Genomic DNA, 23208 nt, shown 5'->3' on the forward strand with positions numbered 1-23208 from the left:
CTGCCATCGCAAGTACCTCCCGGATCGTCGTTATCGTGCCGGTGAGGCTAGCATCAGCCCCGGTTCAATGCCATGGGCCTAACGAGGCACCCGCCACCATGATCACCCTGTTCCACTGCCTCAGCGCCCGCAGCTTCCGGCCCTTGTGGGCCCTGGAAGAGCTGGGGCTGCGCTACGAGCTGCGCCTGCTGCCCTTTCCGCCGCGCGTGCATGACAAGAGCTATTTCTCGCACAACCCGCTGGGCACGGTGCCGCTGCTGGTGGACGGCGAGACGCGCATCAGCGAATCGGCCGCGACCTGCCAGTACCTGGCGGCAAGACATGACCCCGGCGGCCTGGATGTCGGGGCCGCCGAGCCCGACTTCGGCGCCTATCTGAACTTCCTGCATTTCGGCGAGGCCACCCTGACCTTCCCGCAGTCCCTGGTGCTGCGCTACCGCCATTTCGAGGTGCCCGAGCGGCGCCTGCCCCAGGTGGCCGAGGACTATGCCAAATGGTTCCACGCGCGCCTGCGCAGCCTGGAGCCACGCTTGGCGGAGCGCGAATGGTTGTGTGCCGGGCGCTTCACCGCGGCCGACATCTCGGTCGGCTATGCGCTGCTGCTGGCCCGACATCTGGAGCTGCATGGACAGTTCACGCCGGCGGTGGCCGACTATTGGGAGCGCCTGCAGCAGCGAGCGGCCTACCAGCGCGCCCAGGCCCTGCAGTTCGAGGCCGCGGCGGCCCAGGGCGTCGCGCCGGTCGCCGCGCCCGATCTGCGGCCCTGCTGAGCGGCTTCCCTGCGTCGGGAACTGTCTGCACAATCGCGGCAAACAGACCAGTCTTGGCATGCAGAGGGAGGATCGAGGATGGATGACGCTCGTTTCGAGCAGATGGTGGCGCGCCTGGAACAAGAAAGCCTGGCCGCGCCACGCAGTTATCAGCTGAAGGTCGCACTGCTGGCGTTGCTCGGCCTGGGGGTGCTGGCGCTGATCGTCGGCATCGCCGGCCTCGGCCTGCTGATCCTGGCCGGCCTGGCGCTGGCGGTGCTGCTCAGCGGCGGCAAGGCATTGATCCTGCTCGTCAAGTTCGGCAAGCTGCTGCTGCTGGCGGTGCCGCTGTGGCTGCTGGTGCGCAGCGCCTTCAAGGCGCTGTTCCTGCGCCTGCCGGCGCCGCAAGGCCTGGCGCTGCAGCGCCGCGACGCGCCGGAGCTGTTCGCCGCCATCGACCGGATGCGCCGCCAGATGAAGGGGCCGCGCTTTCATCAGGTGCTGATCACCGACGAGGTCAACGCCGCCGTCGTGCAGCGCCCGCTGCTGGGCCTGATCGGTTTCCCGCGCAACTACCTGATCCTCGGACTGCCGCTGCTGGAGAGCCTGTCGCCCGAGGAGGCCCTGGCGGTCGTGGCTCATGAGTACGGCCACCTGGCCGGCTCGCACAGCCGTTTCGCCGCCTTCATCTATCGATTGCGGCTCAGCTGGGCCAACATCCAGGCCCTCGGCCAGCAGTGGCAGGGCTGGAGCGGCCGACTGCTGCAGCGCATCGTCGACTGGTACGCGCCCTACTTCAACGCCTACACCTTCGTGCTGGCGCGCGCCAACGAATATCAGGCCGATCGGGCCAGCGCCGAGCTGGTGGGCGCCGAGGTCGCGGCGCGGGCACTGAAGCGGGTCAACCTGGCCGCGCCGCAGTACCAGGCCTTCATGCAGGACACGCTGGCCGGCATCCGGCACGCGCCGGTGCCGCCGGAGGACCTGGCCCGTCGCTGGGCCGAGACCGCGCGCCAGACGCCGCCCGAAGCCACCAGCCACCAGTGGCTGCAATCCGCCCTGCAGCGCCAGTCCCAGGCGCAGGACACGCATCCGGTGCTGAGCCTGCGCCTGCAGGCCCTACCGGGCGAGGCACAGCGGCTCGAGGAACTGCCGCCGCCGCCGGAGCGCTCGGCCGCCGACGTCTGGCTGGGCGAGACCGGTCCCGCCCTGCGCCAGCGCCTGGGCCTGCAATGGTGCGAGCAGGTCGGCACGGCCTGGGCGGAACGCCATGCCGAACTGGCGGAGCAGGCCAAGCGCCTGGCCGAACTGAGCCTGCTGGAGGCGCCGGACCGCGAGCAACACCTGACCCTGCTGCAACTGCGGCGCGAGCTGGAGCCCGAGACCGATGCGGTGGCCGCCTATGCCGCCTTCAATGCCCAATACCCGGACGACAGCGTCGGGCTCTTCCTCGAGGGCGTCAGCCGCCTGAAGCGCGACGACGAGCAGGGCCTGGCACTGCTGGAGCGGGCGATAGTCCTCGACGAGGCCGCCATCCTGCCCGCCTGCGAAAGCGCCTGCAACTTCTTCGGCGCTCGCAACGACGCCGAGCGGGCCAAGTCCTGGGCGCAGCGCTGGCACGCGCGCCAGGCCTTCGAGCAGGGGCGCGAACGGGAACGCGACGAACTCGATCCGCGCCACGAACTGCGCCCGGCCGGGCTGGATGCCGAGGCGCTCGAACGGGTGCGCGGCCTGCTGCAGCGGCATGGCCAGGGTGTGGAACGCGCCTACCTGGCACGCCGCGTACTGCCCACAGATCCCACCTTGCCTACCTATGTGCTGGGCCTGCAGCTCGGCCTGTGGGCGAGGCTGCGCAAGCGGCAGCAGGCGATCGTGGACGCACTGGCCCGCGACGAATGGCCCGACCACACCATCATCTGCGTGCTGCAGGACCGCTACAAGCCGCTGCGCAAGAAGCTGGCGGCCGTCCCCGGCGCCCGGCTGATCTGACGATTCGGATCAGCCCGGCCGCTGGAACTCGTTCTCCACCCAGGCCGTCGCGCTGGCGCGGCTGAGCTTGAAGTTCGGCCGCACCTTGACCTCGGCGAGTTGATCCCCGCCGCCCGGCTCGTGCGCGCTCAGCAGCGCGTAGGGATCGTCCTCGTCGGGCACGATGTCCAGCCGCACCTCGATGGTCGCGTCGCCGACATTGACGACCAGACTCTGGTGCAGCTGCGCATGCAGCTGCTGCTCATGCCGGCGCAGCACCTCGGACGCGGTCTTCACCAGGGTGTTGAAGGCATTGACATCCAGCGGCTTGGGGTTCTTCTTGTCGCGTCCCATGGTCCAGGGGCCGACCAGGGCCGGCTCGGCCTCGCCGACCAGGGTCATCGCGACGGCCCAGCCCTCGTCGTCCTCGTTCTTGATCACCGTCGCGGTCCAGCGTTCGTCCTGCCAGAGGCGGGCTTCCTGGATGATCGGGCGGTCTTCGGCGGCGGACATGGCGAGGCTCAAGCAACAACAAGGGGGCGCGAAGCATACCCCGAGCGCTCAGTTGTCCGGCCGCACCTTGGCGCGCAGCAGCACCGGCTTCCAGCGCTGCTGCTCCTGGGCGATGAACTTGGCGAAGTCGGCCGGCGTGCTGCCGACCGCGATCGCGGCCTCCTTGGACAGATGCTCGGTCGCGACCGGGCTCAGCACCGCCTTGGACGCGGCCTGCGCCAGGATCGCGCTGGCCGGCGCGGCCAGATTGGCCGGCGCCAGCAGGCCGTACCACTGCGTCATCTCGAAGCCCGGGAAGCCCTGCTCGGCCACGGTCGGCACATCGGGCAGCTGCGGCAGGCGCTGCGGCGTGCCGGTCGCGATGCAGCGCAGCTTGCCGGTCTTGATGAACTGCATCACCGCCGGCGCGCCGACCGAGGCCGCCTCCAGCCGGCCGGCCAGCAGGTCGGTCAGCTGCGGGCCGGTGCCGCGGTAGGGCACATGCACGATGAAGGTGTTGGTGGCCATCTTCAGGTACTCGAAGGCCAGGTGGCCGGCGCTGCCGTTGCCGGCCGAGCCGTAGTTCATGCGGCCGGGCCTGGACTTGGCCAGCGCGATGAACTCCTTCAGGTTGTTGGCCGGCACGCTGGGATGCACCAGGTACAGGCTCGGCACCTTGGCCAGCAGCGAGATCGGCTTGAAGTCCTTGTTCGGGTCGTAGGGCAGCTTGTCGAAGATGAAGGGGTTCACCGCCAGGGTGCCGATATGGCCCAGGATCAGGGTGTGCTGGTCCTCGGCGCGCGCCACCTCCTGCATCGCCACATTGCCGGCCGCGCCGGGCTTGTTGTCGACATAGACGCTCTGGCCCAGCAGCTTGGCCATCTCGGCCGCGGTGGCGCGCGCGACAATCTCCGAGCTGCCACCCGGCGCGAAGGGCACGACGAAACGCACAGACTTGCTGGGCCAGGCCGCCGGCTGGGCCAGCGCCGCGCCCGGCCAGGCCGCCACGGCACCCAGGCCCAGGCTGCCGCCCAGCAGCCGGCGCCGGCTCAGCGGGAAGTCAACATTGTCCAGATCCTGCGTCATCGCTTGTCTCCATTGTTGTGGGGGTGATGGCAGCCATGCTGCCGGCGTCGACCTTTCAAGCCGCTTTCAATGCTGGGTTGAAAGGCAATTGAAAGCCTGGCGCGGCCGCCGGCATGGACAATGCCGACTCCCGCCGGCGGAACTCCCGATGACGATGCGCATCCTCCTGGTCGAAGACGAACACCAGCTCGCCACCTGGCTCAGCAAGGCGCTGCAGCAATCGGGTTTCCGGGTCGACTGGGTCGACCATGGCGGCCTGGCCGAACGCGCGCTGGCCGCCGCCCATGACTACGACGCGCTGGTGCTGGACCTGGGCCTGCCGGGGCGCAGCGGTCGCCAGCTGCTGCAGAGCCTGCGCGCGCGCGACCTGCGCCTGCCGGTGCTGATCCTGACCGCGCGCGACTCGCTGGCCGAGCGGGTCGATTCGCTCAACGAGGGCGCCGACGATTTCCTGGCCAAGCCCTTCGCGCTGGCCGAACTGGAGGCACGCCTGACCGCGCTGGTGCGGCGCGCGCGCGGCAGCGAGCATCCGCGCCTGGCCTGCGGGCCGCTGAGCTACGACACGGTGACGCGCCAGTTCCTGCTGGAGCGCGAGCCGCTGGCGCTGTCGCCGCGCGAGCAGGCCCTGCTGCGCGCGCTGCTGCAGCGCAGCGGCGAGCCGCTGTCCAAGCAGCAGATCATCGACCGCGTGTTCTCCGACGACGACGATGTGCTGCCCTCCGCGATCGACGTGCTGGTGCACCGGCTGCGCAAGCGGCTGGAGCAGCGCGGCGTGCACATCGCCACCTACCGGGGCCTGGGCTATGCGCTGGAAGAAGATGCGCGGCAAAAGCAGCAGCAGCAGCCGCCTGACGCTTAGGACCCGGGTCCTGGCCCTGCTGCTGCCCGGCATCGCCGCGATCCTGGCGGTCGAGCTGTGGCTGGCGCGCGCCGATGCGCTGGAGGCCGCCAACGCGGCCTACGACCGCTCGCTGCTGGGCGCGATCCGCTCGATCGACCTGAACGTCTCGACCGAGTCCGGCGGCCTGGCGATCGAACTGCCCTACCGCCTGTTCGAGATCTTCCAGCTGACCGCGGCCGGCAATGTCTATTTCCGCGTCGCCAGCGCCGATGGCCTGGTCGAGATCGGCAGCCCCGATCTGCCCGCGCCGCCGCAGGCGCCGACCCTGGGCGTGCCGGTGTTCTACGACGCCGAGTATTTCGGCGAGACCATGCGCGTCGGCACCTATGTGCGCGCGCTGGACCGGCCGCTGGGCAGCAGCGGCTCGCGCGAGCTGGTGATCCAGGTGGCCGAGAACGCGGTCGGCCGGCACCAGTTCGTCGACAGCTTCGTGCGCCGCGCGGTGCTGCGCGACGGCTCGCTGATCGCGCTGGTCGGCCTGGCGCTGGCGGCGCTGACCGCGCTGGCGCTGCGCCCGCTGGGCCGGCTGGCGCGCCAGGTCGCGCAGCGCAGCCCGGACGACCTGCGCCCGCTGCGCAGCGCCGAGCTGCCGGCCGACATCCGGCCGCTGGTCGGGGCGGTCAACCAGCAGATGGAACGCACCCGCCTGGTGCTGGCGCGCGAGCGCGCCTTCCTCGACGATGCCTCGCACCAGCTGCGCACGCCGCTAGCCACCCTGCGCGCCCAGATCGACTACGGCCTGCGCGAGGCCGACCCGCAGCAGCTGCGCACCACGCTGGAGGCGCTGTCCGCGCAGCTGGACGATGCCGTGCGCGCCACCAACCAGCTGCTGACCCTGGCGCGCAGCGACACCGCCGCGCTGCAGCGCGAGGCGCTGGACCTGGAGGCGCTGTGCCGCGAGGTGGCGCTGAAGCTGCTGCCGCTGGCGCGCGCGAAGCAGCTGGACTTCGGCGTGCAGGTGCACAACAGCCCCTGCGGCGCCGAGGGCGACCCGGCGCTGCTGCGCGAGGCCCTGTCCAACCTGGCCCACAACGCGATCCTGCACACCCCCACCGGCGGCGAGGTCACCCTGGAGGCCGCCAGCGACGCGCTGGGCTACCGCCTGGCGGTGCGCGACAGCGGCCCCGGTCTGCCGCCCGAGGTGCAGGCGGCCGCGCCCGGCGCGCGCTTCGTCAAGGGCCGCGGCAGCAACGGCGCGGGCCTGGGCCTGTCGATCGCCCACACGATCGCCGAGCGCCATCGCGGCCGGCTGCGCCTGCAGCCGCGCGAGGACGGGCCGGGCCTGCTGGCCTCGCTGTGGTGGCCGCGCCAGCGCCCGGCCGAGGAAGGCCCGACTCCATGAGACGCTGGCTCACTTCATTGCTGCTGATCGCCGGCACCGCCGCCGGCGCCACCACCGGTACTGCGCCGGAATGCGTAGTGCCGGCCAAGCCGGGCGGCGGCTTCGAGCTGACCTGCCGGCTGGCCCAGGCCATGCTGGACGAGGGGCCGGCGCTGCGCCTGAGCTATCTGCCGGGCGGCATCGGCGCGGTCGCCTTCAATGCCTTCGCCGGCCCGCGCGCGGCCGAGGAGCAGGCCCTGGTGGCCTTCTCGGCCGGCTCGCTGCTGAACCTGGCCCAGGGCCGCTTCGGCCGGCACAGCGAGCGCGATGTGCGCTGGCTGGCCGCGATCGGCACCGACTACGGCGTGATCGCGGTGGCGCGCGATTCGCCGCTGCGCAACCTGGCCGACGTGGTGCAGGCGCTGCGCACCCGGCCCAATGCCCTGGTGTTCGGCGCCGGCGGCACGATCGGAAGCCAGGACTGGGTCAAGGCGGCCCTGGTGGCGCGCGCCGCCGGGGTCAGCCACAAGATCATCCGCTTCGTCGCCTTCGAGGGCGGCGGCGACGCACTGGCCGCGCTGGAGGGCGGCCATGTGCAGATCTTCGCCGGCGACGCGGCCGAGCTGTCCCAGCACCTGCGCCGCAGCCAGGGCGTGCGGGTGATCGCGGTGCTGTCGGAGCGGCGCCTGCCCGGGCTGCTGGCCCAGGTGCCGACCGCGCGCGAGCAGGGCTTCGACATCCAATGGGCGACCCTGCGCGGCCTCTACCTCGGCGCCAGGGTCAGCGAGGCCGGCTACCGCCACTGGCTGGCCGCGCTGGAGCGGGCGCGCCAGCGCCCCGGCTTCGCGGCGCGCCAGGCCGAGCTGGGCCTGTACCCGCTGTGGCTCAGCGGCCCGGAGCTGGAGCGCCATATCGAACGCAGCATGACCGAGTACCGCCGCCTGGCCACCGAATTCCAGCTCGGTACCCGTTGAGCTTCTGGCGCGTGGCACATATCCTGCGAGTGCGATCCGCATCATGTGCACTTCCGGGAGACTCGTCATGCAAAAAAGCCTGCGCACCCTGGGAATCGGGCTGCGTCTGACCCTGGCCTTCGGCCTCGTCCTGCTGCTGCTGATCGGCGTCACGCTGTTCGGCATGCAGGGCAGCGGCCGCGTCTTCGCCGCGTTGAAAACCATCTACGAGGACCGCACGATCCCGATCAAGCAGATCGGCGCGATCGACGGCCTGATGCTGCGCAACCGCATCCTGGTGATGGAGATGCTGCGCGACCCGGCCGAGCTGCCGGCGCTGGACAGCCAGCTGCAGGCCAATATCGCCGAGGTCAGCAGCACCTGGAAGGCCTATATGGCCACCTTCCTGACGCCGGAGGAGCGGCGCCTGGCCGAGGCCTTCACCGAGGTGCGCGGCGCCTATGTGCGCCAGGGCCTGCTGGCGGCGCGCGACGCGCTGAAGGCCGGCGAGCCCGAGCGCGCCCAGCAGATCTACCGCGAGCAGATCCAGCCCCGGGGCGTCGCGGCCAAGGAGGCGATCGACCGGCTGATCAAGCTGCAGATGGAAGTCGCAGCCCAGGCCTATGCCGAGGCCGAGGCCACGCGCAACCAGGTCTGGCTCTGGAGCGCGCTGTTCAGCGGCGCCGCGGTGCTGGTGGCGCTGGCGGCCGCGCTGGCCAGCACCCGCTCGATCACCGCGCCGATGCGCGAGGCGGTCAGCTTCGCGCAGACGGTGGCGGCCGGCGACCTGCGCTCCCAGGCCTCGGTGCTGGGGCGCGACGAGGCGGCCCAGCTCTCCAGCGCGCTGAACCAGATGAACGGCTCGCTGGCGCGCATCGTCGGCCAGGTGCGCGACAGCAGCGAGAGCATCGCCACCGGCTCGCGCGAGATCGCCACCGGCAGCATGGACCTGAGCCAGCGCACCGAGGAGCAGGCCAGCAATCTGCAGCAGACCGCGGCCTCGATGGAGCAGCTCTCCAGCACCGTCCGGCACAACGCCGACACCGCCAGCCGCGCCAATGCGGTGGCGGCGCAGGCGGCCGATGCCGCGGTGCAGGGCGGCACGGTGGTCGGCCAGGTGGTGGACACGATGCAGGGCATCGCCGCCGCCTCGAAGAAGATCGCCGACATCATCGGCACGATCGACGGCATCGCCTTCCAGACCAATATCCTGGCCTTGAACGCCGCGGTCGAGGCCGCGCGCGCCGGCGAGCAGGGTCGCGGCTTCGCGGTGGTGGCCGGCGAGGTGCGCAGCCTGGCCCAGCGCGCGGCCGGCGCGGCGCGCGAGATCAAGGGCCTGATCGGCGACAGCGTCAGCCGGGTCGAGTCCGGCAGCCGGCTGGCCGACGATGCCGGCGCCGCGATGGACGGCATCGTCAACCAGGTGCGCCAGGTCAGCCAGCTGATCGGCGAGATCGCCGGCGCCAGCCAGGAGCAGTCCAAGGGCATCGCCCAGATCGGCGACGCGGTCAACCAGCTCGACCAGGTGACCCAGCAGAACGCGGCCCTGGTCGAGCAGAGCACCGCGGCGGCCGAGAGCCTGCAGCACCAGGCGGCGGAGCTGGCGCGGCTGGTCAGCGTGTTCAAGATCTGAGGGCGGCGGCGCGCGCGGCCGGGCTCGGCCACAATCGCGCGCCATGGATTCCCTCTCACAGATCGCGCTCGGCGCGGCGGTCGGCGTGGCCGTGCTGGGGCGGCGCACCGCCTTGTGGAAGGCGGCGCTGTGGGGCGCGGTCTGCGGCACTCTGCCGGACCTGGACGCCTTCATCGACCATGGCGACCCGCTCAGCAATATGGTGCTGCACCGGGGCAACAGCCATGCGCTGTTCTGGCTCAGCCTGCTGGCGCCGCCGCTGGGCCTGGCGATCGCCGCGCTGCAGCGCGAATGGGGCCTGCGCGGGCGCTGGATGCTGGCGGTCTGGCTGGCGCTGATCACGCATCCGCTGCTGGACTGGATGACGGTCTACGGCACCCAGCTGCTGCGCCCCTTCAGCAGCGAGCCGCTGGGCCTGGGCAGCATCTTCATCATCGACCCGCTCTACACCCTGCCGCTGCTGATCGGCACCGGCGTCGCGCTGCGCGGCGGGCCGCGGGCGCTGCGCTGGAACGCCGCCGGCCTGCTGCTGTCCTGCGCCTACCTGGCCTGGAGCGCGCTGGCCCAGCAATGGGTGCTGGAGCGCGCCCGCGCCAGCCTGGGCGAGCCGGCGCAGCGCCTGCTGGCCACGCCGACGCCCTTCAACACCCTGCTGTGGCGCATCGTCGCGCTGGCGCCGGACGGCCGCAGCTACCAGGAGGGCTTCCACTCGCTGCTGGACCCGCCCGGCCCGATCCGCTTCCAGCGCCATGAGCGCGGCGCGGCGCTCGAGCCAGCGCTGCGCGAGCATGCGCCGGCGGCCGCGCTGGCGCGTTTTACCGGTGGTTTCTACAAGCTGGAGCGGCGCACCGACGGCGCGGTGCTGATCACCGACCTGCGCATGGGCTTCGAGCCGCATTACAGCTTCGCCTTCGTGGTGGCGCGGCAGCCCGACCCGGCCACCGCGCCGCAGCCGCTGGCCCCGCCGCAGGCGGCCGGTACGCGCCCGCCGCTGGGCCCGGCGCTCGATTGGCTGTGGCGGCGCCTGCGCGGCCCGCAGGCGCCCCCGACATAGCCTTGCCACGGGTTTGGGTGTAAAAGGAAACCAGCACGCACAAGCCGCCAAGGAGTTCATCATGGCCTGGATGTCACAGTTGCTGCCCGCCGAGACGCCCCTCGCGATGACCGAGCCGGCGGCGGCCCCGCCGGAGCTGCCCGCCATGGCGCTGCTGCTCGATGTGCGCTCCTATGCCGAGTTCATGTCCGGCCATCTGCCCGGCGCCCACAGCCTGCCGCTGCCGCAGCTGGAGCGCGAGGTGATGCAGCGCGCGCCGGATCGGCATGCGCCGCTGGTGCTCTATTGCTCGACCGGCGCGCGCGCCGAGCAGGCGCTGGGCCTGCTGCAGCACATGGGCTATAGCGACGCGCACAACGGCGGCGCCGCGGTGGCGCTCGCGCGCCGCCTCGGCGTGGAACTGCAGCGCGGCCTGTGACCGCGCCGACCGCCGAGCTGTACCGCTGGCGCGCTCCGGTCTATGACCTGGAGCTGCTGCCCTTCGAACCGCTGCGCCGCGCCTGCATCGAGGCCCTGGCGCTGCAGCCGGGCGACAGCGTGCTGGACCTGGGCTGTGGCACCGGGCTGAGCCTGCCGCTGCTGCAGCGCCGCGTCGGCCCGGGCGGGCGCATCGTCGCGGTCGAGCAATGCCCGCAGATGCTGGCACGCGCCCGCGCGCGCGTCGCACGGGCCGGCTGGCGCAATGTGGAGCTGGTGCAGGCGCCGGTGGCCGAGGCGGCCTGGGCCGGCCGCTCCGATGCCGCGCTGTTCCTGTTCACCCACGACATCCTGCAGGACCGCGCCGCGCTGGCCCGCGTCGGCCGCGGCCTGAAGCCCGGCGCGCGGGTCGCCGCCACCGGCCTGCACTGGGCGCCGCCCTGGGCCTGGCCGGTCAATCTCTTCGTGCTCGGCGCGGCGCTGCATTCGGTGGCCTCGCTGCGCGGGCTGGACCGGCCCTGGGCCGCGCTGCAGGCCTGCTGCGAGGGCGCGGCGCTGCAGCTGCGCCACCCGCTGCCCGGCGGCTTCTTCGTCGCCAGCGGGCGCTGGCGCTGAGCTCAGCCTTGCTGCGGCAGCCAGCGCAGCAGGGTCTCGTAGAGGATCTCGGGCGCCACCGGCTTGGCGATATGGTCGTTCATGCCGGCCGCCAGGCTGCCGGCGCGGTCCTCGGCGAAGGCATCGCCGGTGACGGCGAGGATCGGCGTGCGCGCATGGCGCGGCAGGCGGCGGATCTGCCGGCAGGCCTCAATGCCGTCCAGCACCGGCATCTGCAGGTCCAGCAGGATCGCCGCATAGTCGCCGGCGGCCGCGGCGCGCACCGCGGCCGCGCCGTCGTCCACCAGGTCGACCTCCAGGCCCGCGGCCTGCAGCAGCGACCAGGCCACCATCTGGTTGACCGCATCGTCCTCCGCCAGCAGCAGGCGCTGGCCAGCATGGTGGGCGCGCAGGCGCAGCTCGGCCGGGTGCAGCGGCATCAGCGGCGGCAGGCGCTCGCGCTGCTCGGCGCCGCGCTCCAGCCAGACCGTGAACCAGAAGCGGCTGCCCCGCCCCGGCACGCTGCTGGCGCCGACATCGCCGCCCATCTTGCGCGCCAGATGCCGGGTGATCGACAGGCCCAGGCCGGTGCCGCCGAAGCGCCGCGAGGTCGAGGCATCGGCCTGCTCGAAGGCCTCGAACAGGCGACCCAGTTGCTCGGGCGGCACGCCGATGCCGCTGTCCTCGACGGCCACCCGCAGTTCGACCCGGTCGCGCTCCTCGCTCAGCACCTCGGCGCGCAGCGCGACCCGGCCGCGCTCGGTGTACTTGATCGCGTTGCTGAGCAGGTTCAGCAGCATCTGCGTCAGGCGCATCGCGTCGCCGCGCAGCAGGCGCGGCAGGCCCTCTGCTGCGATCTCCAGGGCCAGGCCCTTGGCCCGCGCCGCCTCGGCCAGCTGCGCCGCGGCGCGCTGCACCAGCTGGCGCGGCTCGAACTCGTCGCGCTCCAGCACCAGCTTGCCGGCCTCGATCTTGGACATGTCGAGCACGTCGTTGAGGATCTGCAGCAGATGCTGCGCCGCCTGGTCGACATCGTGCAGGCGCTGCAGGCTCAGCGCGTCCTGCGTGCCGCGTTGCAGCAGGTGGGTCAGGCCGACGATCGCGTTCATCGGCGTGCGGATCTCGTGGCTCATATGGGCCAGGAAGGCGCTCTTGGCGCGGCTGGCCGACTCGGCGCGGTCGCGCGCGCGCTCCAGCTCGGCATGGCCGGCCAGCGCGGCCAGCTCGGCGCGCTTGCGCGCGGTGATGTCCAGCGCCAGCACGACGAAGCCCATCACCTGGCCATGGCGGATGTCGGGCACGTACTGCACCCAATGCCAGGCCTGCTCGCCCTGGCTGCTGACCGCCTCGCGCTCGAAGCTCTGCGCGCGCCCGCTCAGCACGCCGCGCACATAGGGCTCGTTGGCCTGCCAGTAGCGGTGGTCGAAGATCTCGAAGATGCGCCGGCCCAGCACCTGCTCGGGGCCCAGCCCGAACCAGTCGAAATAGCCCTGGTTGGCGAACAGGCAGCGCAACTCGCGGTCCCAGTAGACGACGCGGCCGGGGATATGGTTGGCGATCAGGCCCGCGAACAGCTCGGCCTGCTCGCGCTGGCGCGTCGCGCCATCCAGCTCGCGGCTGTGGCGGTCGCGCTGGCGGGCAAGTTCGGCCGCATGGCGGGCCGCCACGCGCGCACCCAGCCGGCGTCGGCCGACGCCCTGGCTCGAGCCTCTTTGCACTGTCGCTCTCCCCTGGCCCGCGGCGCGGCCTCGCGACCGCCTGCGTGCTTGATCCGCAATATGCGCCCGGACCGGGCGGCCGTGCAAGCCCGGGTGTTGCGCCGGGGCCAGGTCTTGCGGCCCACCCCCTCATTCAGGGGTCGCTGCGCCACACCGCCAGGAAGGCGCGCCACTTGTAGCCCGTGCCGACGCGCTCGTCGGACAGCACGTCCAGGAAATCCGACAGGCGCTTGGACTTGGCCATCGTGTAGACCGTCAGCGCCACCGTCGCGACCAGGGTCAGGCCGAACACCAGCACCCGCTTGCCCAGCGGCGCGTCGGCCTCGGCCAGCAGGTTCATGCCGAGAAAGCCGGTCGTGATGGTGCCGATCAGGCCGAAGATGGTGACGACGGTCAGCCGCACCACCGTGTTGGCCTGACGCCGGATGCTGTCGGTCTCGAGGTAGTCGCTCATGTCGCTGATGCGGGTCTTGACCTCGGCGTACAGCGCCTGCAGCTCCAGGTGCCGCGCGCTCATGCGGTAGAGCGCGCGGCTCTGCGCCTGCTCGGCGACCGCGTGGAACCAGTAGCGGTGCGAGAAACGCAGGAAGCCCTCGAAGGCGGCGCGGATCGCGCGCTTGAAGCGCCGCACATTGTCGGCATCGCTGATGTTGAGCCGGCGCAGCGCCTCCACCAGCCGGTCCGAGAACATCAGCAGGGCCGCCTTCTGGAAATGCGCGATCAGGAACACCAGGAAATGCTGGTGCCGGAACTGCGCCAGCACGCCGCGGTCGCGGCAGCAGAAGAACTCCGCGTCCGCCCGCCCCACCACCACCAGCGCATGGCCGCTGCACAGGTAGCGGGTATGCGGCGCGGCGCCGCCGGCATGCCAGAAGCGGTCGTAGCAGTAGTCGCGCTCGAAGTCCTGCAGATGGCTGTCGGCAAAGGGCAGGCCCGCGCCCGGCGCGCCCCCGTCCTGCATGCCGGTGACCAGGCCCAGGCGCACGAAATCGGCGCGGCTCAGGCGCTGCGGATCGTCCAGCGCCAGCCAGGCCATCATCGGCATGCGGTAGTACTCGGTCTGGCGAAAGCTCAGCAGGCCCGGCGTTTCGGCATGCTCGCTGGCCAGCGGGCGCAGCAGGAAGTCCCAATGCGCCGCCAGGCGCGGCGCGCGGCGCCCGCCGACATGGGCCAGAAAGCGCTCGCGTTCGCGCGCGTCGGAGCGCGCCAGCACGCGGCCGTCCGGCGCCAACCACTCTGCCTCGGCCAGGGTGTGCAGCGGCAAGCCCTGCGCGTCCCAGCCCGAGGGGTAGGCGCGGCCCAGCCGGTACAGCAGCTCCTGCGCGGCCCCCAGCCCCAGGTCGCCGCAAGCCAGCTCGACATTCAGCAGCACCACGTCGACATCGAAGAAGAAATAGAGGTCGACATGGATCACCTCCAGGGTCAGCCGCGGCGCATCGGGCCGGGTGCGCAGGCGCAGGCCCGCCACATCGTCGCGCCGCAGCACCTTCATGCCGGCCTCGCCGCCGCGCCCCTCGCCATAGAGGAAGCGCTGCACATAGGGCAGGAAGGTGACGAACTCCTGGTAATGGCGCTCGTGAAAGCGCGCGGTCTCGCCGGTGTACTCGTCCACCACCTCGCGCCAGGGCTGCTCGGGCGCGGCCAGCAGCAGCTCCCAGGGCCGCGCCGGCGCGCCGGGCGCATCGCCGATCGGCATCAGGCGCAGCGGCCACAGCAGGATCTGGTGCAGGCGCCGCAGCCGCGGCTCGATGGGGCCTTCTTCGCTCATCGGCTCGGTCTCCTTGTCGTTCTTGTGCTTCGATGGATCAGGGAACGTCGGGCAGCAGCGGCAGCCCCGCCGGCTCGGTGTCGCCGAGCAGCACGCAGTTGCGCCCATGGTCCTTGGCGCGGTAGAGGGCTGCATCGGCCAGCGCATAGAGGCGGTCGGCGCTCAGGCCGGCCTGCGGCTCTGCCACCGCGACCCCGGCCGACATGGTCAGCCGAATCCCGCCGCCATCGGCCGCGCAGCCCGGCAGCTCCAGCGCGGCCACCGCGCGGCGCACCTCCTCGATCAGGCGCGCGGCGCCGGGGCCGTCGGTGCCCGGCAGGATGATGCCGAACTCCTCGCCGCCGACCCGCCCCAGCACATCGGAGGCGCGCAGGCGCGAGCGCACCTCGGCCGCGAAGGCGCGCAGCGCCGCGTCGCCGGCGCGATGGCCATGGGCATCGTTGATCTGCTTGAAATGGTCCAGGTCCAGCAGCGCGAAGGCCACCGGCTCGCCCTCGCGTCGGCCGCGCTCCAGGGTGTGCTCCAGCAAGGTGTCGGTGGTGCTGCGGTTCAGGCAGCCGGTCATGCCGTCCAGCGCCGCCATCTCCTCCATGCGCCGCGCCAGCCGCTCGAAGCAGGCCAGCACGAAGCCGAAGCCCGAGCCCAGCAGCGCGATGAAGCCGATCATGAAGGTCAGGCCCTGGCTCAGGCCGCCCTGCAGCAGCGAGTCGTAGGCGGCCGGCCGCCACCAGGCGTCCAGCGCGCGCGCCAGCATAGCCAGGCTGGTCAGGCCCAGGGTCAGGCCGACGATGCGCAGCGAGGTCTCGGCCTGCCAGCCATGGCGCAGCAGCAGCAGCACGCTGGGCAGGGTGAAGCCGGCCAGCAGCAGCGACACACCGCAGCTGCGCGCCGCGGGCGACCAGTCGCGCAGCAGGGTCCACGCCAGCCAGCCGCAGGCCAGCGCCAGCGCGCCCCACATCCGCGCCGGCGGGTGCCGCTGCAGCAGGTGCTGGGAGAGCGCGCGGTGGAACAGCAACAGGCCCAGCATGATCAGGCCGTTGCCCAGCAGCACCGAGACCCCATAGGGCAGGAACAGGCGCGCGCCCAGCATCGCGAAGCCGAACAGCATCGCCCAGCAGCCCTGGGCCCAGGTGCGCAGCGCGGGCTGGTGCAGGTCCCGCCGCTGCGCCGCCGCCAACTGCAGGGTCAGCAGCAGAAAGCCCATCAGCAGGGCCAGCAGCAGGGTCGGGACATGGATCTGCACACCGCGCTCCCGGCGCCGCAGGCGCGGCGACCTGGGAGCGAGTGTACTCAGCGCAGGCGTTCGATCAGCGCCATCGCCGCGGCCGGCGCGCGCTCCTTGGCGCCGCTGATGAAATACATGAACACGTCGCGCGGCGCACTGCCCTCCCGCAGCTCCGGTTCGACCAGCGGCAGCCCGACCGGCGTGCCGCCCTCGCGCCAGCGGCGCGCGCTGGCCGCCAGCGCGTCCAGCACCTCGACCGTGCAGCCCTGCGGCAGCTCGCTGTGGGTCCGCATGATGCGGCTGTAGATGAAGGGGCCGGTCGCATCGGCGATGGCCGGATAGTCGTCCGACTCGGTAAACACGGTGGCCGCGCCATGGCGCCGCGCCAGCGCGAGGAACTCGGCGCTCCGGAAGCTCTCGTGCCGCACATCCAGCGCATGGCGCAGCGGCACGCCGGCCACCGCGCCGGGCAGCAGCTTCAGGAAGGCCTCGAAATCGACCGGATCGAAGCGCTTGGTCGGCGCGAATTGCCAGACGATCGGCCCCAGCTTGTCGCCCAGCTCGGCGATGCCGCTGTCGATGAAGCGCTGCACCGATTCGCCCGCCTCGGCCAGCACGCGCCGGTTCGTCGCGAAGCGGTTCGCCTTCAGCGAGAACATGAAGCCCGCCGGCGTGCTGTCGCGCCATTTGGCGAAGGTCGGCGGCTTGAAGGTGCTGTAGTAGGTGCCGTTGACCTCGATCGCCGTCAGCTGGCGGCTGGCGTATTCCAGCTCGCGCGCGGCCGGCAGGCCCGGCGGATAGAAGGTCTGGCGCCAGGGCTCGAAGTTCCAGCCGCCAATGCCCACATAGATGCTGCCCTCGCTCATCGTGCATTCGCTCCCAGCAGTTGCTCCAAGGCGCCCAGGCCGCGCCGGGTCGGGCGCAGCGCGCGGCTGTCCAGTTCGGCGCGCAGCCAGCCCTGCTCGAGCAGGGCCTGCAGCCAGGCCGCGCCGATCGCGCCGCCCAGGTGCGGGCGGCGTTCGCTCCAGTCCATGCAGGCGCAGGCCAGACGCCGGCGCCGCGCGGCGCGGGCCGCGTCCACGTCGACGCCCAGCCCGGCCAGCGCGCTCACGCCGGCCTCGGTCAGCGCATAGTCGCGCGGCGCGGCCGCGGGCGGCACGACGATCCAGCGCCGCAGCAACGCATGGTCGTGCAGGCGCACGCCCCAATGGCCGGCCAGATGGTCGTAGCAGCGCCGCGCCTCGCGCAGCGGCTCGGGCGTGCTGGGCTCGAAGCGCGGCCGCGGCTGGCCGGCCAGCACCAAGAGCGACTCCAGCGCCTGACCCACCTCGGCACCGGCCAGGCGGTAGTAGCGATGCTTGCCCTGGGCCAGGCATTCGACCAGCCCCTGCTTCAGCAGCCGCGCCAGATGCGCGCTGGCGGTCGAGGCCGCGACCTCGCCGACGGCGGCCAGCTCGGTGGCGGTGCGCGCATGGCCGTCCATCAAGACGCACAGCATGCGCGCCCGCACCGGCTCGGCCATGCTGGCGGCGATATGGGCCAGCGCCTGATCGGCGCTGTCGGTGGCGACATCCATGCTTCGATGCTAGACGAAGCGTGCGCTGGTGTCGAAAGGCACAGTCGCGCCATCGCCACCACCGAGACCGTTTCGCATGTGCCCCTATTCCCATTCGAGCCCTCTGCGCCGCGACGAACGCAGCGGCCTGTGGCAGGCCGACGACCCGGCCCTGAGCCTGGCCCTGCTGGCGCGCGGCGACGGCGCGCTGGCGGTGCGCCCGCCGGGCCAGCCGCTGCCGCCGCATCTGGCCACACCGACCTCCGCGCTCGGCGCGCTGTTCGGCCGCTGGCTGCGCCAGCGCGACGATGCCGGCCATGCGGCACAGAAGGCGGCGCTACAGCGGGCGCTGGCCGCCGTGCCGGCCGAGGCGGTGCGCGCCGCGACCCGGCGCCAGGCCGCGCTGGCCCGCGGCGACTGGAACCATTGGGCCGGCTGCCTGAGCGCCGCCAGCATCGCGGACCTGCTGGGCCTGGCGCTCGACACGCCCGCCGCGCAGGCGGCGCTGCGCGAGCGGCTGCGAGCCCTCGCGCAAGGCCTGACCCCGGGCGCCTCGGCCGAGGTGGTCCAGGCTGCCGATGCGGCGGTCGAGCAGTTGCTGGCCGCGCTGCGCCGGGCCGATCCGGCCGCGCCGCTGCAGGCCGCGCTGGCCGCCCATGCGCCGCCGGCGCTGTGGGGCGATGCCGAGACCTTCGAGGCGAATCGGTTGGCCCTGCTGTGGCAGAGCTTCGAGGCCGGCGCGGCCCTGCTGGCCCATGCGCTGAAGCGCCTGGGCGAGACCCCGGCGTTGCGTGCCGCCGGTACATCGCCACGCGACTGGATCGCCGCGCTGCCGGATGCCGGCGGCGCGGTGCGCAACACGCGGCGCTTCGTGCAGCAGCAGCAGCAGGCCGGGCTGGCAATCGGCGGCGCGCGCCTCGCGCCCGGCGATGGCCTGCTGCTGAACCTGACCGGTGCCGGGGCCGGCTTCGGCGCCGGGGCGCATCGCTGCCCCGGGCAAGACCTGGCCCTGGACATCGCCGCCGCGGCCGTCGCCCAGTTGCAGGACGATCCCCCCGCCCCCTGGCCGCAGGCCCTGCCGCCCGAGCATGACCTGTTGCTGCCGAACGCCCGCATCCCCCAGTTCCCCCCGCATCCGGAGACCCAGCCATGATCGCCGTCATCTTCGAAGTGATTCCCGCGGCCGAGGGCCGCCAGCGCTACCTGGACCTGGCCGCCGAGCTGAAGCCGCTGCTGGAGCGGATCGACGGCTTCCTCAGCATCGAGCGCTTCCAGAGCCTGGCCGATCCGGACAAGCTGCTGTCGCTATCCTTCTGGCGCGACGAGGCCGCCGTGCTGGCCTGGCGCAATCTGGAGGCGCATCGCGCGGCGCAGGGCGAGGGCCGCGCCGGCGTGTTCGCCGACTACCGCCTGCGCGTCGCCGCGGTGCAGCGCGACTATGGCCTGAGGGCGCGCGACGAGGCACCGGCCGACAGCCGCGCGCGCCACCGCGATACCGCGGGGTGATACCGTCGGGCCGAAGCGAGGACCGCCATGTGCCGCAACATCAAGACCCTGTTCAACTTCGCGCCGCCCGCCACCGAGCTGGAGATCCGCGACGCGGCGCTGCAGTTCGTGCGCAAGCTCAGCGGCTTCAACGTGCCGTCCAAGGCCAACGAGGACGCGTTCGAGCGCGCGGTCGAGGAGGTCGCGGCCTCGGCGCGCGGCCTGATCGGCGCGCTGACGACCAGCGCCGAGCCGCGCAGCCGCGAGGTCGAGGCGGCCAAGGCGCGGGCGCGCAACGCGCTGCGCTTCGGTAGCTCGGGCGCGGACTAGCGCGCGCGCCGGTAATGCATCGCGACCGCGCCGTTGCGCAGCGGCGTCGCCGAGATCAGCTCGAGCTCTCGCGTGTCGGGCAGACCGCTCTCGTACAGGGTCGGGCCGTGGCCGGCGATCCTGGGGTGGACGAGGAAGCGGTATTCGTCGATCAGCGCCAGCCGGTCCAGCGCGGCCGCCAGCTTGCCGCTGCCGAGCAGCACGCCGTTCGGGGTCGCGTCCTTGAGCCGCTGCACGCCCGCGCGCAGCTCGCCGGCGATGTGGTGGCTGTGGGTCCAGGGAAAGGCCGTGCGCGTCGACGACACCACGTACTTCGGCTTGGCCTCCAGCTTGGTCGCCCACTCGCGCATCGCCGGCGGCGCGGCCATGTCGCCGCGGGCGACCGCCGGCCAGTAGCGCTCCATCATCTCGTAGGTGATGCGGCCCCACAGCATCGCCCCGCACTCGTCCATCAGGCGGGTGAAGAAGGCATGCGTCTCGTCGTCGGCGATGCCCTCCTGGTGGTCGACGCAGCCGTCCAGGGTGAGATTGATGCTGAAGCTCAGGAGTCCCATGGCGGCAAGTCTATTACCGGCCGGACAAGCCGTCGGCGGATGCCGGTAGAGTGCGGGGCGATGCGATGCCGCAAGGAGTTCACGACATGAGGAAATTCAGCGTCCCGGGCCTGCTGGCCCTGCTCACCCTGGCCGCCTGCGTGCGCGCCGATTCGGTGGGCGAGGTGGACACGGTGTTCAAGTTCATCGGCCCGGATCACAAGATCGTCGTCGATGCCTATGACGACCCGAAGGTGGCCGGCGTGACCTGCTATGTCTCGCGCGCCAAGACCGGCGGCATCAAGGGCGCCCTGGGCCTGGCCGAGGACAAGAGCGAGGCCTCGATCGCCTGCCGCCAGGTGGCGCCGATCGTGATCGACAAGCCGCTGCCCAAGCAGGAAGAGGTGTTCAGCGAGCGCATCTCGCTGGTGTTCAAGCGCCTGCGCATCGTCCGCATGGTCGACGCCAAGCGCAACACCCTGGTCTACCTGACCTACTCCGACCGCGTGATCGAGGGCTCGCCGCAGAACAGCGTCACCGCGGTGCCGGTGGACCGCGCGACGCCGATTCCGCTGCGCTGAGGAAAGGAGCGCGGCGGCCTCGCCGCCGCGCCCGCTCGGCCTCGGGTCAGAACTGCGCCCGCACGCCGAAGTAGAACTGGCGCCCGCTGTTGTAGAGCGCGCGCATCTGGTCCTTGCTGTTGGCGTAGTACTTCAGGGTCGGGTTGTTCAGGTTGAGCGCGTCGAAGGTGAAGCTCAGCCGATCGCTGTACTTGTAGCTCAGCGAGGCCGACAGGGTGCCGGTGGCGTCCATGTGCTGGGCGAAGCTGCGATCGATGCCGGCCAGGAAGGAGCTGCGGTAGGTGTAGGCCAGCCGCGCGTTCCAGGTCGCGTCCTCGTAGTAGGCGCCGAGGTTGTAGGTGTGCTTGGAGGCGCCGACCAGGGCCTGGCCGGCGCTGTCCTCACCGTCGGCGAAGGTGTAGTTGGCATTGCCGCCGAAGTTGCCGAACAGCGGCGCCTGCACGCCCAGCTCCAGCCCCTTGTTCTTGGCCGACACATTGACCGGCGCGGTCACCGTGTAGCTGCGCACCGCGCCCTGCTTGTCGTTGAAGAAATCGGCCTTGTAGCTGCCGTAGCTGACATAGGAACCCATGTCCATGTAGAACACCCCCGCCGACAGCAGCGAGCGCGGCGCGAAGTACCACTCGGCCGACAGATCGAAGTTGTTGGAGCGCACCGGGTTGAGATTGGGGTTGCCACCCGAGGCCGTCAGCGTGTCGTCGTTCAGGCCCACCGAGCCGCCCAGCGCGCTGAAGTCGGGGCGGGTCATCGTGCGCGAGGCCGAGGCGCGCAGCACCAGGTTGCGGTCCAGCTCGTAGCGCAGGCTGGCGCTGGGCAGGTAGTCGGTATAGCTGCGCTCGTTGCGCACCTGGCTGTATTTGCCCCAGGCCGAGCCGACGATCGGGTTCGCGCCGCCGGCCACATTGATCAGGGTCTCCTGCGTGGTCTTGACCACGCGCAGGCCCACATTGCCGCGCCAGCCGCTGCCCGACAGATTGGCCATCACATAGCCGGCCCGGGTGTCCTCCTTCAGCTCGAACTCGGCCGGCCATTCATGCCGCGCCACCGGGTCGGCATAGCGGTTGGCCAGCGACCAGCTGCGGATGGCCGCCGGGTCAAGCAGCCACAGGTCCTTCAGCAGGCTGCCGCCCAGGCCGCCGCCGAAATCGCCGGGGTATTTGCCGCCCGACCAGGCCGGTGCGCCCTTGACCCCGTCCAGCGCGGGACGCGCCTGGATCGGCACGCGGACATCGCGCTCATGCGAGGCGAAGCGGGCGCCGAATTTGACCGACTCCAGCACTCCGCGGTCCAGCGCCAGGTCGGCATCGATCTGGCCGTAGCTCTCGCTGTCCAGCGACTTGGTCTTGCGACCCCACAGCCAGTTGAAGCCGGTCTGGCCGAAGTCGGCCGGGTTGGCGCCGGGGAAGGCCACGGCGGCCGGCTTGAGCCCCTTGAGCGCGAAGCTCAGGCCCGCGTTGGCCAGGTCGGCGGCATAGGCATGCTCCTCGGCGGTTTCGCCGACGCCGCGGGTATGGCCCAGCTGGCCGCTCAGGACCAGCGCGTCGCTGAACTGCCATTTGCCGTCCAGGTTCAGATAGGAGCTCTCTGCCTTGGAGCCGGGGCGGTAGATGCTGTCGACCTCGGCCACCGCCTTGTCGGTCTTGGCCCAGGTGGCGCCGACCAGGGTGCCGTTGCGCAGGCTGACCTCGCTGGGCGCCACGCCCTGATCGTTGATCAGGCGATCCGGCCGGGCCAGGGAGTTGACGTTGTAGTTGGAGGCGTCGAGCCTGGAGTAGAAGCCGCTCAGCCCCAGGGTCAGCGCGCCGCCGAAGCGGCCCTGCAGCTCGAAGGCGCCGCCCTGGCGCTTGCGCTCCTGCTGGAACAGGCTGGAGCCGATCATGGTCGGGAAGATCGCGCCGGCCAGGTCCGGCCGGGCAGCGATCACCGCCGCATGGCCCGGCTGGCTGCCGTCGATGGTGTTGTAGCCCAGGATCTCCTGGCCGTCGCGGCGCACGCTGCGGGTCTGCGAGAACACCTGGAACAGCGCGCCCAGGTCGCCAGAGGCGTTCTTGATGTTGACCAGGGCGGCCAGCTGCGGATCGGTCTTGCCGGCCTTGTCCGAATGCACGGCCTGGGCCGAGGCGAGCACGGTCAGCGCCTGCTTGAAGTCCAGCGGCTTGCGGGTCTCGACATTGACGGTGCCGGCCGTGCCGCCCTCGCTCAGGTCGGCGCGCGAGCTCTTGTGCACGGTGACCTTGCCGACCAGCTCGGAGGGCAGCAGCGAGAAGCTGGCGCTGCGCCCCACCGAGCCGAACTGGTTCAGGATGAACCAGTCGCCGGTGCCGATCGCATGGCCGTTGATCAGGGTCTGGGTCAAGGTGGGCGTGGTGCCGCGGATGCTGACGCGGTCGTTCTCGTCGAAGCCGCCCTCGCCGCCGGCGGCCGAGCTGATGTTGATGCCGGGCAGGCGCTGGATCGAATCGGCGACGTTCTTGTCGGGCATCTTGCCCACATCCTCGGCCGTCAGCACCTCGACCAGGCCATCGGCCTGGCGCTTCTGGTTCAGCGCCTGCTCCAGCGCGGCGCGGATGCCGGTCACGACCACGGCGTCCAGCGCGGTCGGCTTGGCCGCGGGGGCCTGCGGCGCCGGTTGCGCCTGCGCGATGCCGGCGCTCAGGGCCAGGCCGGCGGCCAGGGCCAGGGCGGTCTTGTTGTGATGTTCGAAAGCGTGTCTCATGAGCTCTTATGCGTGTGTTGGATGGCGGGACCAAGGCCTCGGACGACGAGGCCTTGCGGCGGTCACTGCAAAGCCGGTCGCCGCCCGCCTGCGGACCGGACGACAACTGGTTTTGAAGTGGTAGCAATA

General features: G+C 71.7%; 22 protein-coding genes. 13 read left to right on the plus strand and 9 right to left on the minus strand.

Features of this window, described 5'->3' with window-relative positions; translation table 11 throughout:
- Positions 1-98 precede the first annotated feature (98 nt).
- A complete protein-coding gene (locus G8A07_RS24300; RefSeq protein ID WP_195794489.1) occupies positions 99-770 on the plus strand; it encodes a glutathione S-transferase family protein in 672 nt (223 codons plus the stop codon).
- Positions 771-848: 78 nt separating this feature from the next.
- Entirely contained in the window at positions 849-2738 is a 1890-nt protein-coding gene (locus tag G8A07_RS24305; protein ID WP_195794490.1) for a M48 family metallopeptidase, read from the plus strand.
- A gap of 9 nt (positions 2739-2747) precedes the next feature.
- Here the strand turns inward: G8A07_RS24305 and G8A07_RS24310 are convergent, their stop codons facing one another.
- Both G8A07_RS24310 and G8A07_RS24315 read right to left on the minus strand, forming a co-directional pair.
- Positions 2748-3230, minus strand: a complete 483-nt coding sequence (locus tag G8A07_RS24310) for a hypothetical protein (protein ID WP_195794491.1) — start codon at positions 3228-3230, stop codon at positions 2748-2750.
- Between the two features lie 48 nt (positions 3231-3278).
- Entirely contained in the window at positions 3279-4295 is a 1017-nt protein-coding gene (locus G8A07_RS24315; RefSeq protein WP_195794492.1) for a tripartite tricarboxylate transporter substrate binding protein, read from the minus strand.
- Positions 4296-4449: 154 nt separating this feature from the next.
- On the opposite strand from G8A07_RS24315, the gene G8A07_RS24320 reads away from it, so the two are divergent.
- The 7 genes from G8A07_RS24320 (at position 4450) to G8A07_RS24350 (ending at position 11189) form a co-directional block, all read left to right on the plus strand.
- Positions 4450-5154, plus strand: a complete 705-nt coding sequence (locus G8A07_RS24320) for a response regulator (RefSeq protein WP_195797951.1) — start codon at positions 4450-4452, stop codon at positions 5152-5154.
- A complete protein-coding gene (locus G8A07_RS24325; RefSeq protein WP_195794493.1) occupies positions 5114-6538 on the plus strand; it encodes a sensor histidine kinase in 1425 nt (474 codons plus the stop codon). Before G8A07_RS24320 ends, G8A07_RS24325 begins: the two co-directional genes overlap by 41 nt.
- Positions 6535-7491: a tripartite tricarboxylate transporter substrate binding protein gene (locus tag G8A07_RS24330; RefSeq protein WP_195794494.1), complete on the plus strand. Its 957-nt coding sequence runs from the start codon at positions 6535-6537 to the stop codon at positions 7489-7491. The genes G8A07_RS24325 and G8A07_RS24330 overlap by 4 nt, the downstream gene beginning before the upstream one ends.
- A gap of 67 nt (positions 7492-7558) precedes the next feature.
- On the plus strand, positions 7559-9103 hold the full coding sequence (locus tag G8A07_RS28200; protein ID WP_195794495.1) for a methyl-accepting chemotaxis protein: 1545 nt from the start codon (positions 7559-7561) through the stop codon (positions 9101-9103).
- Positions 9104-9146: 43 nt separating this feature from the next.
- Entirely contained in the window at positions 9147-10157 is a 1011-nt protein-coding gene (locus tag G8A07_RS24340) for a metal-dependent hydrolase (protein WP_195794496.1), read from the plus strand.
- A 61-nt stretch (positions 10158-10218) separates the two neighbouring features.
- Positions 10219-10575, plus strand: coding sequence for a rhodanese-like domain-containing protein (locus G8A07_RS24345; protein WP_195794497.1), 357 nt, complete (start codon positions 10219-10221; stop codon positions 10573-10575).
- Positions 10572-11189, plus strand: coding sequence for a class I SAM-dependent methyltransferase (locus G8A07_RS24350; RefSeq protein ID WP_195794498.1), 618 nt, complete (start codon positions 10572-10574; stop codon positions 11187-11189). Before G8A07_RS24345 ends, G8A07_RS24350 begins: the two co-directional genes overlap by 4 nt.
- Positions 11190-11191: 2 nt before the next feature.
- On the opposite strand, the gene G8A07_RS24355 is transcribed toward G8A07_RS24350, so the two are convergent.
- The 5 genes from G8A07_RS24355 to G8A07_RS24375 all read right to left on the minus strand — a co-directional run bounded on the left by G8A07_RS24355 (position 11192) and on the right by G8A07_RS24375 (position 17455).
- The gene (locus tag G8A07_RS24355) at positions 11192-12886 is read right to left on the minus strand and encodes a PAS domain-containing hybrid sensor histidine kinase/response regulator (RefSeq protein ID WP_195794499.1); all 1695 of its coding nucleotides are present in this window, start codon (positions 12884-12886) and stop codon (positions 11192-11194) included.
- Between the two features lie 133 nt (positions 12887-13019).
- Positions 13020-14654: a hypothetical protein gene (locus G8A07_RS24360; RefSeq protein ID WP_195794500.1), complete on the minus strand. Its 1635-nt coding sequence runs from the start codon at positions 14652-14654 to the stop codon at positions 13020-13022.
- Between the two features lie 37 nt (positions 14655-14691).
- Positions 14692-15897 (minus strand): GGDEF domain-containing protein, encoded by a 1206-nt coding sequence (locus G8A07_RS24365; protein WP_195794501.1) that lies wholly within the window; start codon positions 15895-15897, stop codon positions 14692-14694.
- Positions 15898-15944: 47 nt separating this feature from the next.
- Positions 15945-16745: a DUF72 domain-containing protein gene (locus G8A07_RS24370; RefSeq protein ID WP_195794502.1), complete on the minus strand. Its 801-nt coding sequence runs from the start codon at positions 16743-16745 to the stop codon at positions 15945-15947.
- Positions 16742-17455 carry a helix-turn-helix transcriptional regulator gene (locus G8A07_RS24375; protein ID WP_195794503.1) on the minus strand — a complete coding sequence of 238 codons (714 nt, stop codon included), beginning with the start codon at positions 17453-17455 and terminating at the stop codon, positions 16742-16744. Before G8A07_RS24375 ends, G8A07_RS24370 begins: the two co-directional genes overlap by 4 nt.
- 76 nt (positions 17456-17531) lie before the next feature.
- On the opposite strand from G8A07_RS24375, the gene G8A07_RS24380 reads away from it, so the two are divergent.
- The 3 genes from G8A07_RS24380 to G8A07_RS24390 are packed head-to-tail and all read left to right on the plus strand — an operon-like array spanning position 17532 to position 19249.
- Positions 17532-18587 (plus strand): hypothetical protein, encoded by a 1056-nt coding sequence (locus G8A07_RS24380; RefSeq protein WP_195794504.1) that lies wholly within the window; start codon positions 17532-17534, stop codon positions 18585-18587.
- Entirely contained in the window at positions 18584-18940 is a 357-nt protein-coding gene (locus G8A07_RS24385; protein WP_195794505.1) for an antibiotic biosynthesis monooxygenase, read from the plus strand. Before G8A07_RS24380 ends, G8A07_RS24385 begins: the two co-directional genes overlap by 4 nt.
- A gap of 27 nt (positions 18941-18967) precedes the next feature.
- Entirely contained in the window at positions 18968-19249 is a 282-nt protein-coding gene (locus G8A07_RS24390) for a DUF2277 domain-containing protein (RefSeq protein ID WP_195794506.1), read from the plus strand.
- On the opposite strand, the gene G8A07_RS24395 is transcribed toward G8A07_RS24390, so the two are convergent.
- On the minus strand, positions 19246-19803 hold the full coding sequence (locus tag G8A07_RS24395) for a dihydrofolate reductase family protein (RefSeq protein ID WP_195794507.1): 558 nt from the start codon (positions 19801-19803) through the stop codon (positions 19246-19248). The two genes, G8A07_RS24390 and G8A07_RS24395, sit on opposite strands and share 4 nt — an antisense overlap.
- Positions 19804-19889: 86 nt before the next feature.
- On the opposite strand from G8A07_RS24395, the gene G8A07_RS24400 reads away from it, so the two are divergent.
- Positions 19890-20363 carry a CreA family protein gene (locus tag G8A07_RS24400; RefSeq protein ID WP_195794508.1) on the plus strand — a complete coding sequence of 158 codons (474 nt, stop codon included), beginning with the start codon at positions 19890-19892 and terminating at the stop codon, positions 20361-20363.
- Between the two features lie 46 nt (positions 20364-20409).
- Here G8A07_RS24400 and G8A07_RS24405 read toward each other — a convergent pair whose 3' ends face one another.
- The gene (locus G8A07_RS24405; RefSeq protein WP_195794509.1) at positions 20410-23079 is read right to left on the minus strand and encodes a TonB-dependent receptor; all 2670 of its coding nucleotides are present in this window, start codon (positions 23077-23079) and stop codon (positions 20410-20412) included.
- Positions 23080-23208: the final 129 nt, after the last annotated feature.

Origin of the sequence: Roseateles sp. DAIF2 (assembly GCF_015624425.1) — a bacterium.
GTDB lineage: Bacteria > Pseudomonadota > Gammaproteobacteria > Burkholderiales > Burkholderiaceae_C > Kinneretia.

Coding starts and splice junctions, on each gene's coding strand:
- G8A07_RS24300 (WP_195794489.1), top strand. CDS start 99: ATGATCACCCTGTTCCACTGCCTCAGCGCCCGCAGCTTCCGGCCCTTG.
- G8A07_RS24305 (WP_195794490.1), top strand. CDS start 849: ATGGATGACGCTCGTTTCGAGCAGATGGTGGCGCGCCTGGAACAAGAA.
- G8A07_RS24310 (WP_195794491.1), bottom strand. CDS start 3,230: ATGTCCGCCGCCGAAGACCGCCCGATCATCCAGGAAGCCCGCCTCTGG.
- G8A07_RS24315 (WP_195794492.1), bottom strand. CDS start 4,295: ATGACGCAGGATCTGGACAATGTTGACTTCCCGCTGAGCCGGCGCCGG.
- G8A07_RS24320 (WP_195797951.1), top strand. CDS start 4,450: ATGCGCATCCTCCTGGTCGAAGACGAACACCAGCTCGCCACCTGGCTC.
- G8A07_RS24325 (WP_195794493.1), top strand. CDS start 5,114: ATGCGCGGCAAAAGCAGCAGCAGCAGCCGCCTGACGCTTAGGACCCGG.
- G8A07_RS24330 (WP_195794494.1), top strand. CDS start 6,535: ATGAGACGCTGGCTCACTTCATTGCTGCTGATCGCCGGCACCGCCGCC.
- G8A07_RS28200 (WP_195794495.1), top strand. CDS start 7,559: ATGCAAAAAAGCCTGCGCACCCTGGGAATCGGGCTGCGTCTGACCCTG.
- G8A07_RS24340 (WP_195794496.1), top strand. CDS start 9,147: ATGGATTCCCTCTCACAGATCGCGCTCGGCGCGGCGGTCGGCGTGGCC.
- G8A07_RS24345 (WP_195794497.1), top strand. CDS start 10,219: ATGGCCTGGATGTCACAGTTGCTGCCCGCCGAGACGCCCCTCGCGATG.
- G8A07_RS24360 (WP_195794500.1), bottom strand. CDS start 14,654: ATGAGCGAAGAAGGCCCCATCGAGCCGCGGCTGCGGCGCCTGCACCAG.
- G8A07_RS24370 (WP_195794502.1), bottom strand. CDS start 16,745: ATGAGCGAGGGCAGCATCTATGTGGGCATTGGCGGCTGGAACTTCGAG.
- G8A07_RS24375 (WP_195794503.1), bottom strand. CDS start 17,455: ATGGATGTCGCCACCGACAGCGCCGATCAGGCGCTGGCCCATATCGCC.
- G8A07_RS24380 (WP_195794504.1), top strand. CDS start 17,532: ATGTGCCCCTATTCCCATTCGAGCCCTCTGCGCCGCGACGAACGCAGC.
- G8A07_RS24385 (WP_195794505.1), top strand. CDS start 18,584: ATGATCGCCGTCATCTTCGAAGTGATTCCCGCGGCCGAGGGCCGCCAG.
- G8A07_RS24390 (WP_195794506.1), top strand. CDS start 18,968: ATGTGCCGCAACATCAAGACCCTGTTCAACTTCGCGCCGCCCGCCACC.
- G8A07_RS24395 (WP_195794507.1), bottom strand. CDS start 19,803: ATGGGACTCCTGAGCTTCAGCATCAATCTCACCCTGGACGGCTGCGTC.
- G8A07_RS24400 (WP_195794508.1), top strand. CDS start 19,890: ATGAGGAAATTCAGCGTCCCGGGCCTGCTGGCCCTGCTCACCCTGGCC.
- G8A07_RS24405 (WP_195794509.1), bottom strand. CDS start 23,079: ATGAGACACGCTTTCGAACATCACAACAAGACCGCCCTGGCCCTGGCC.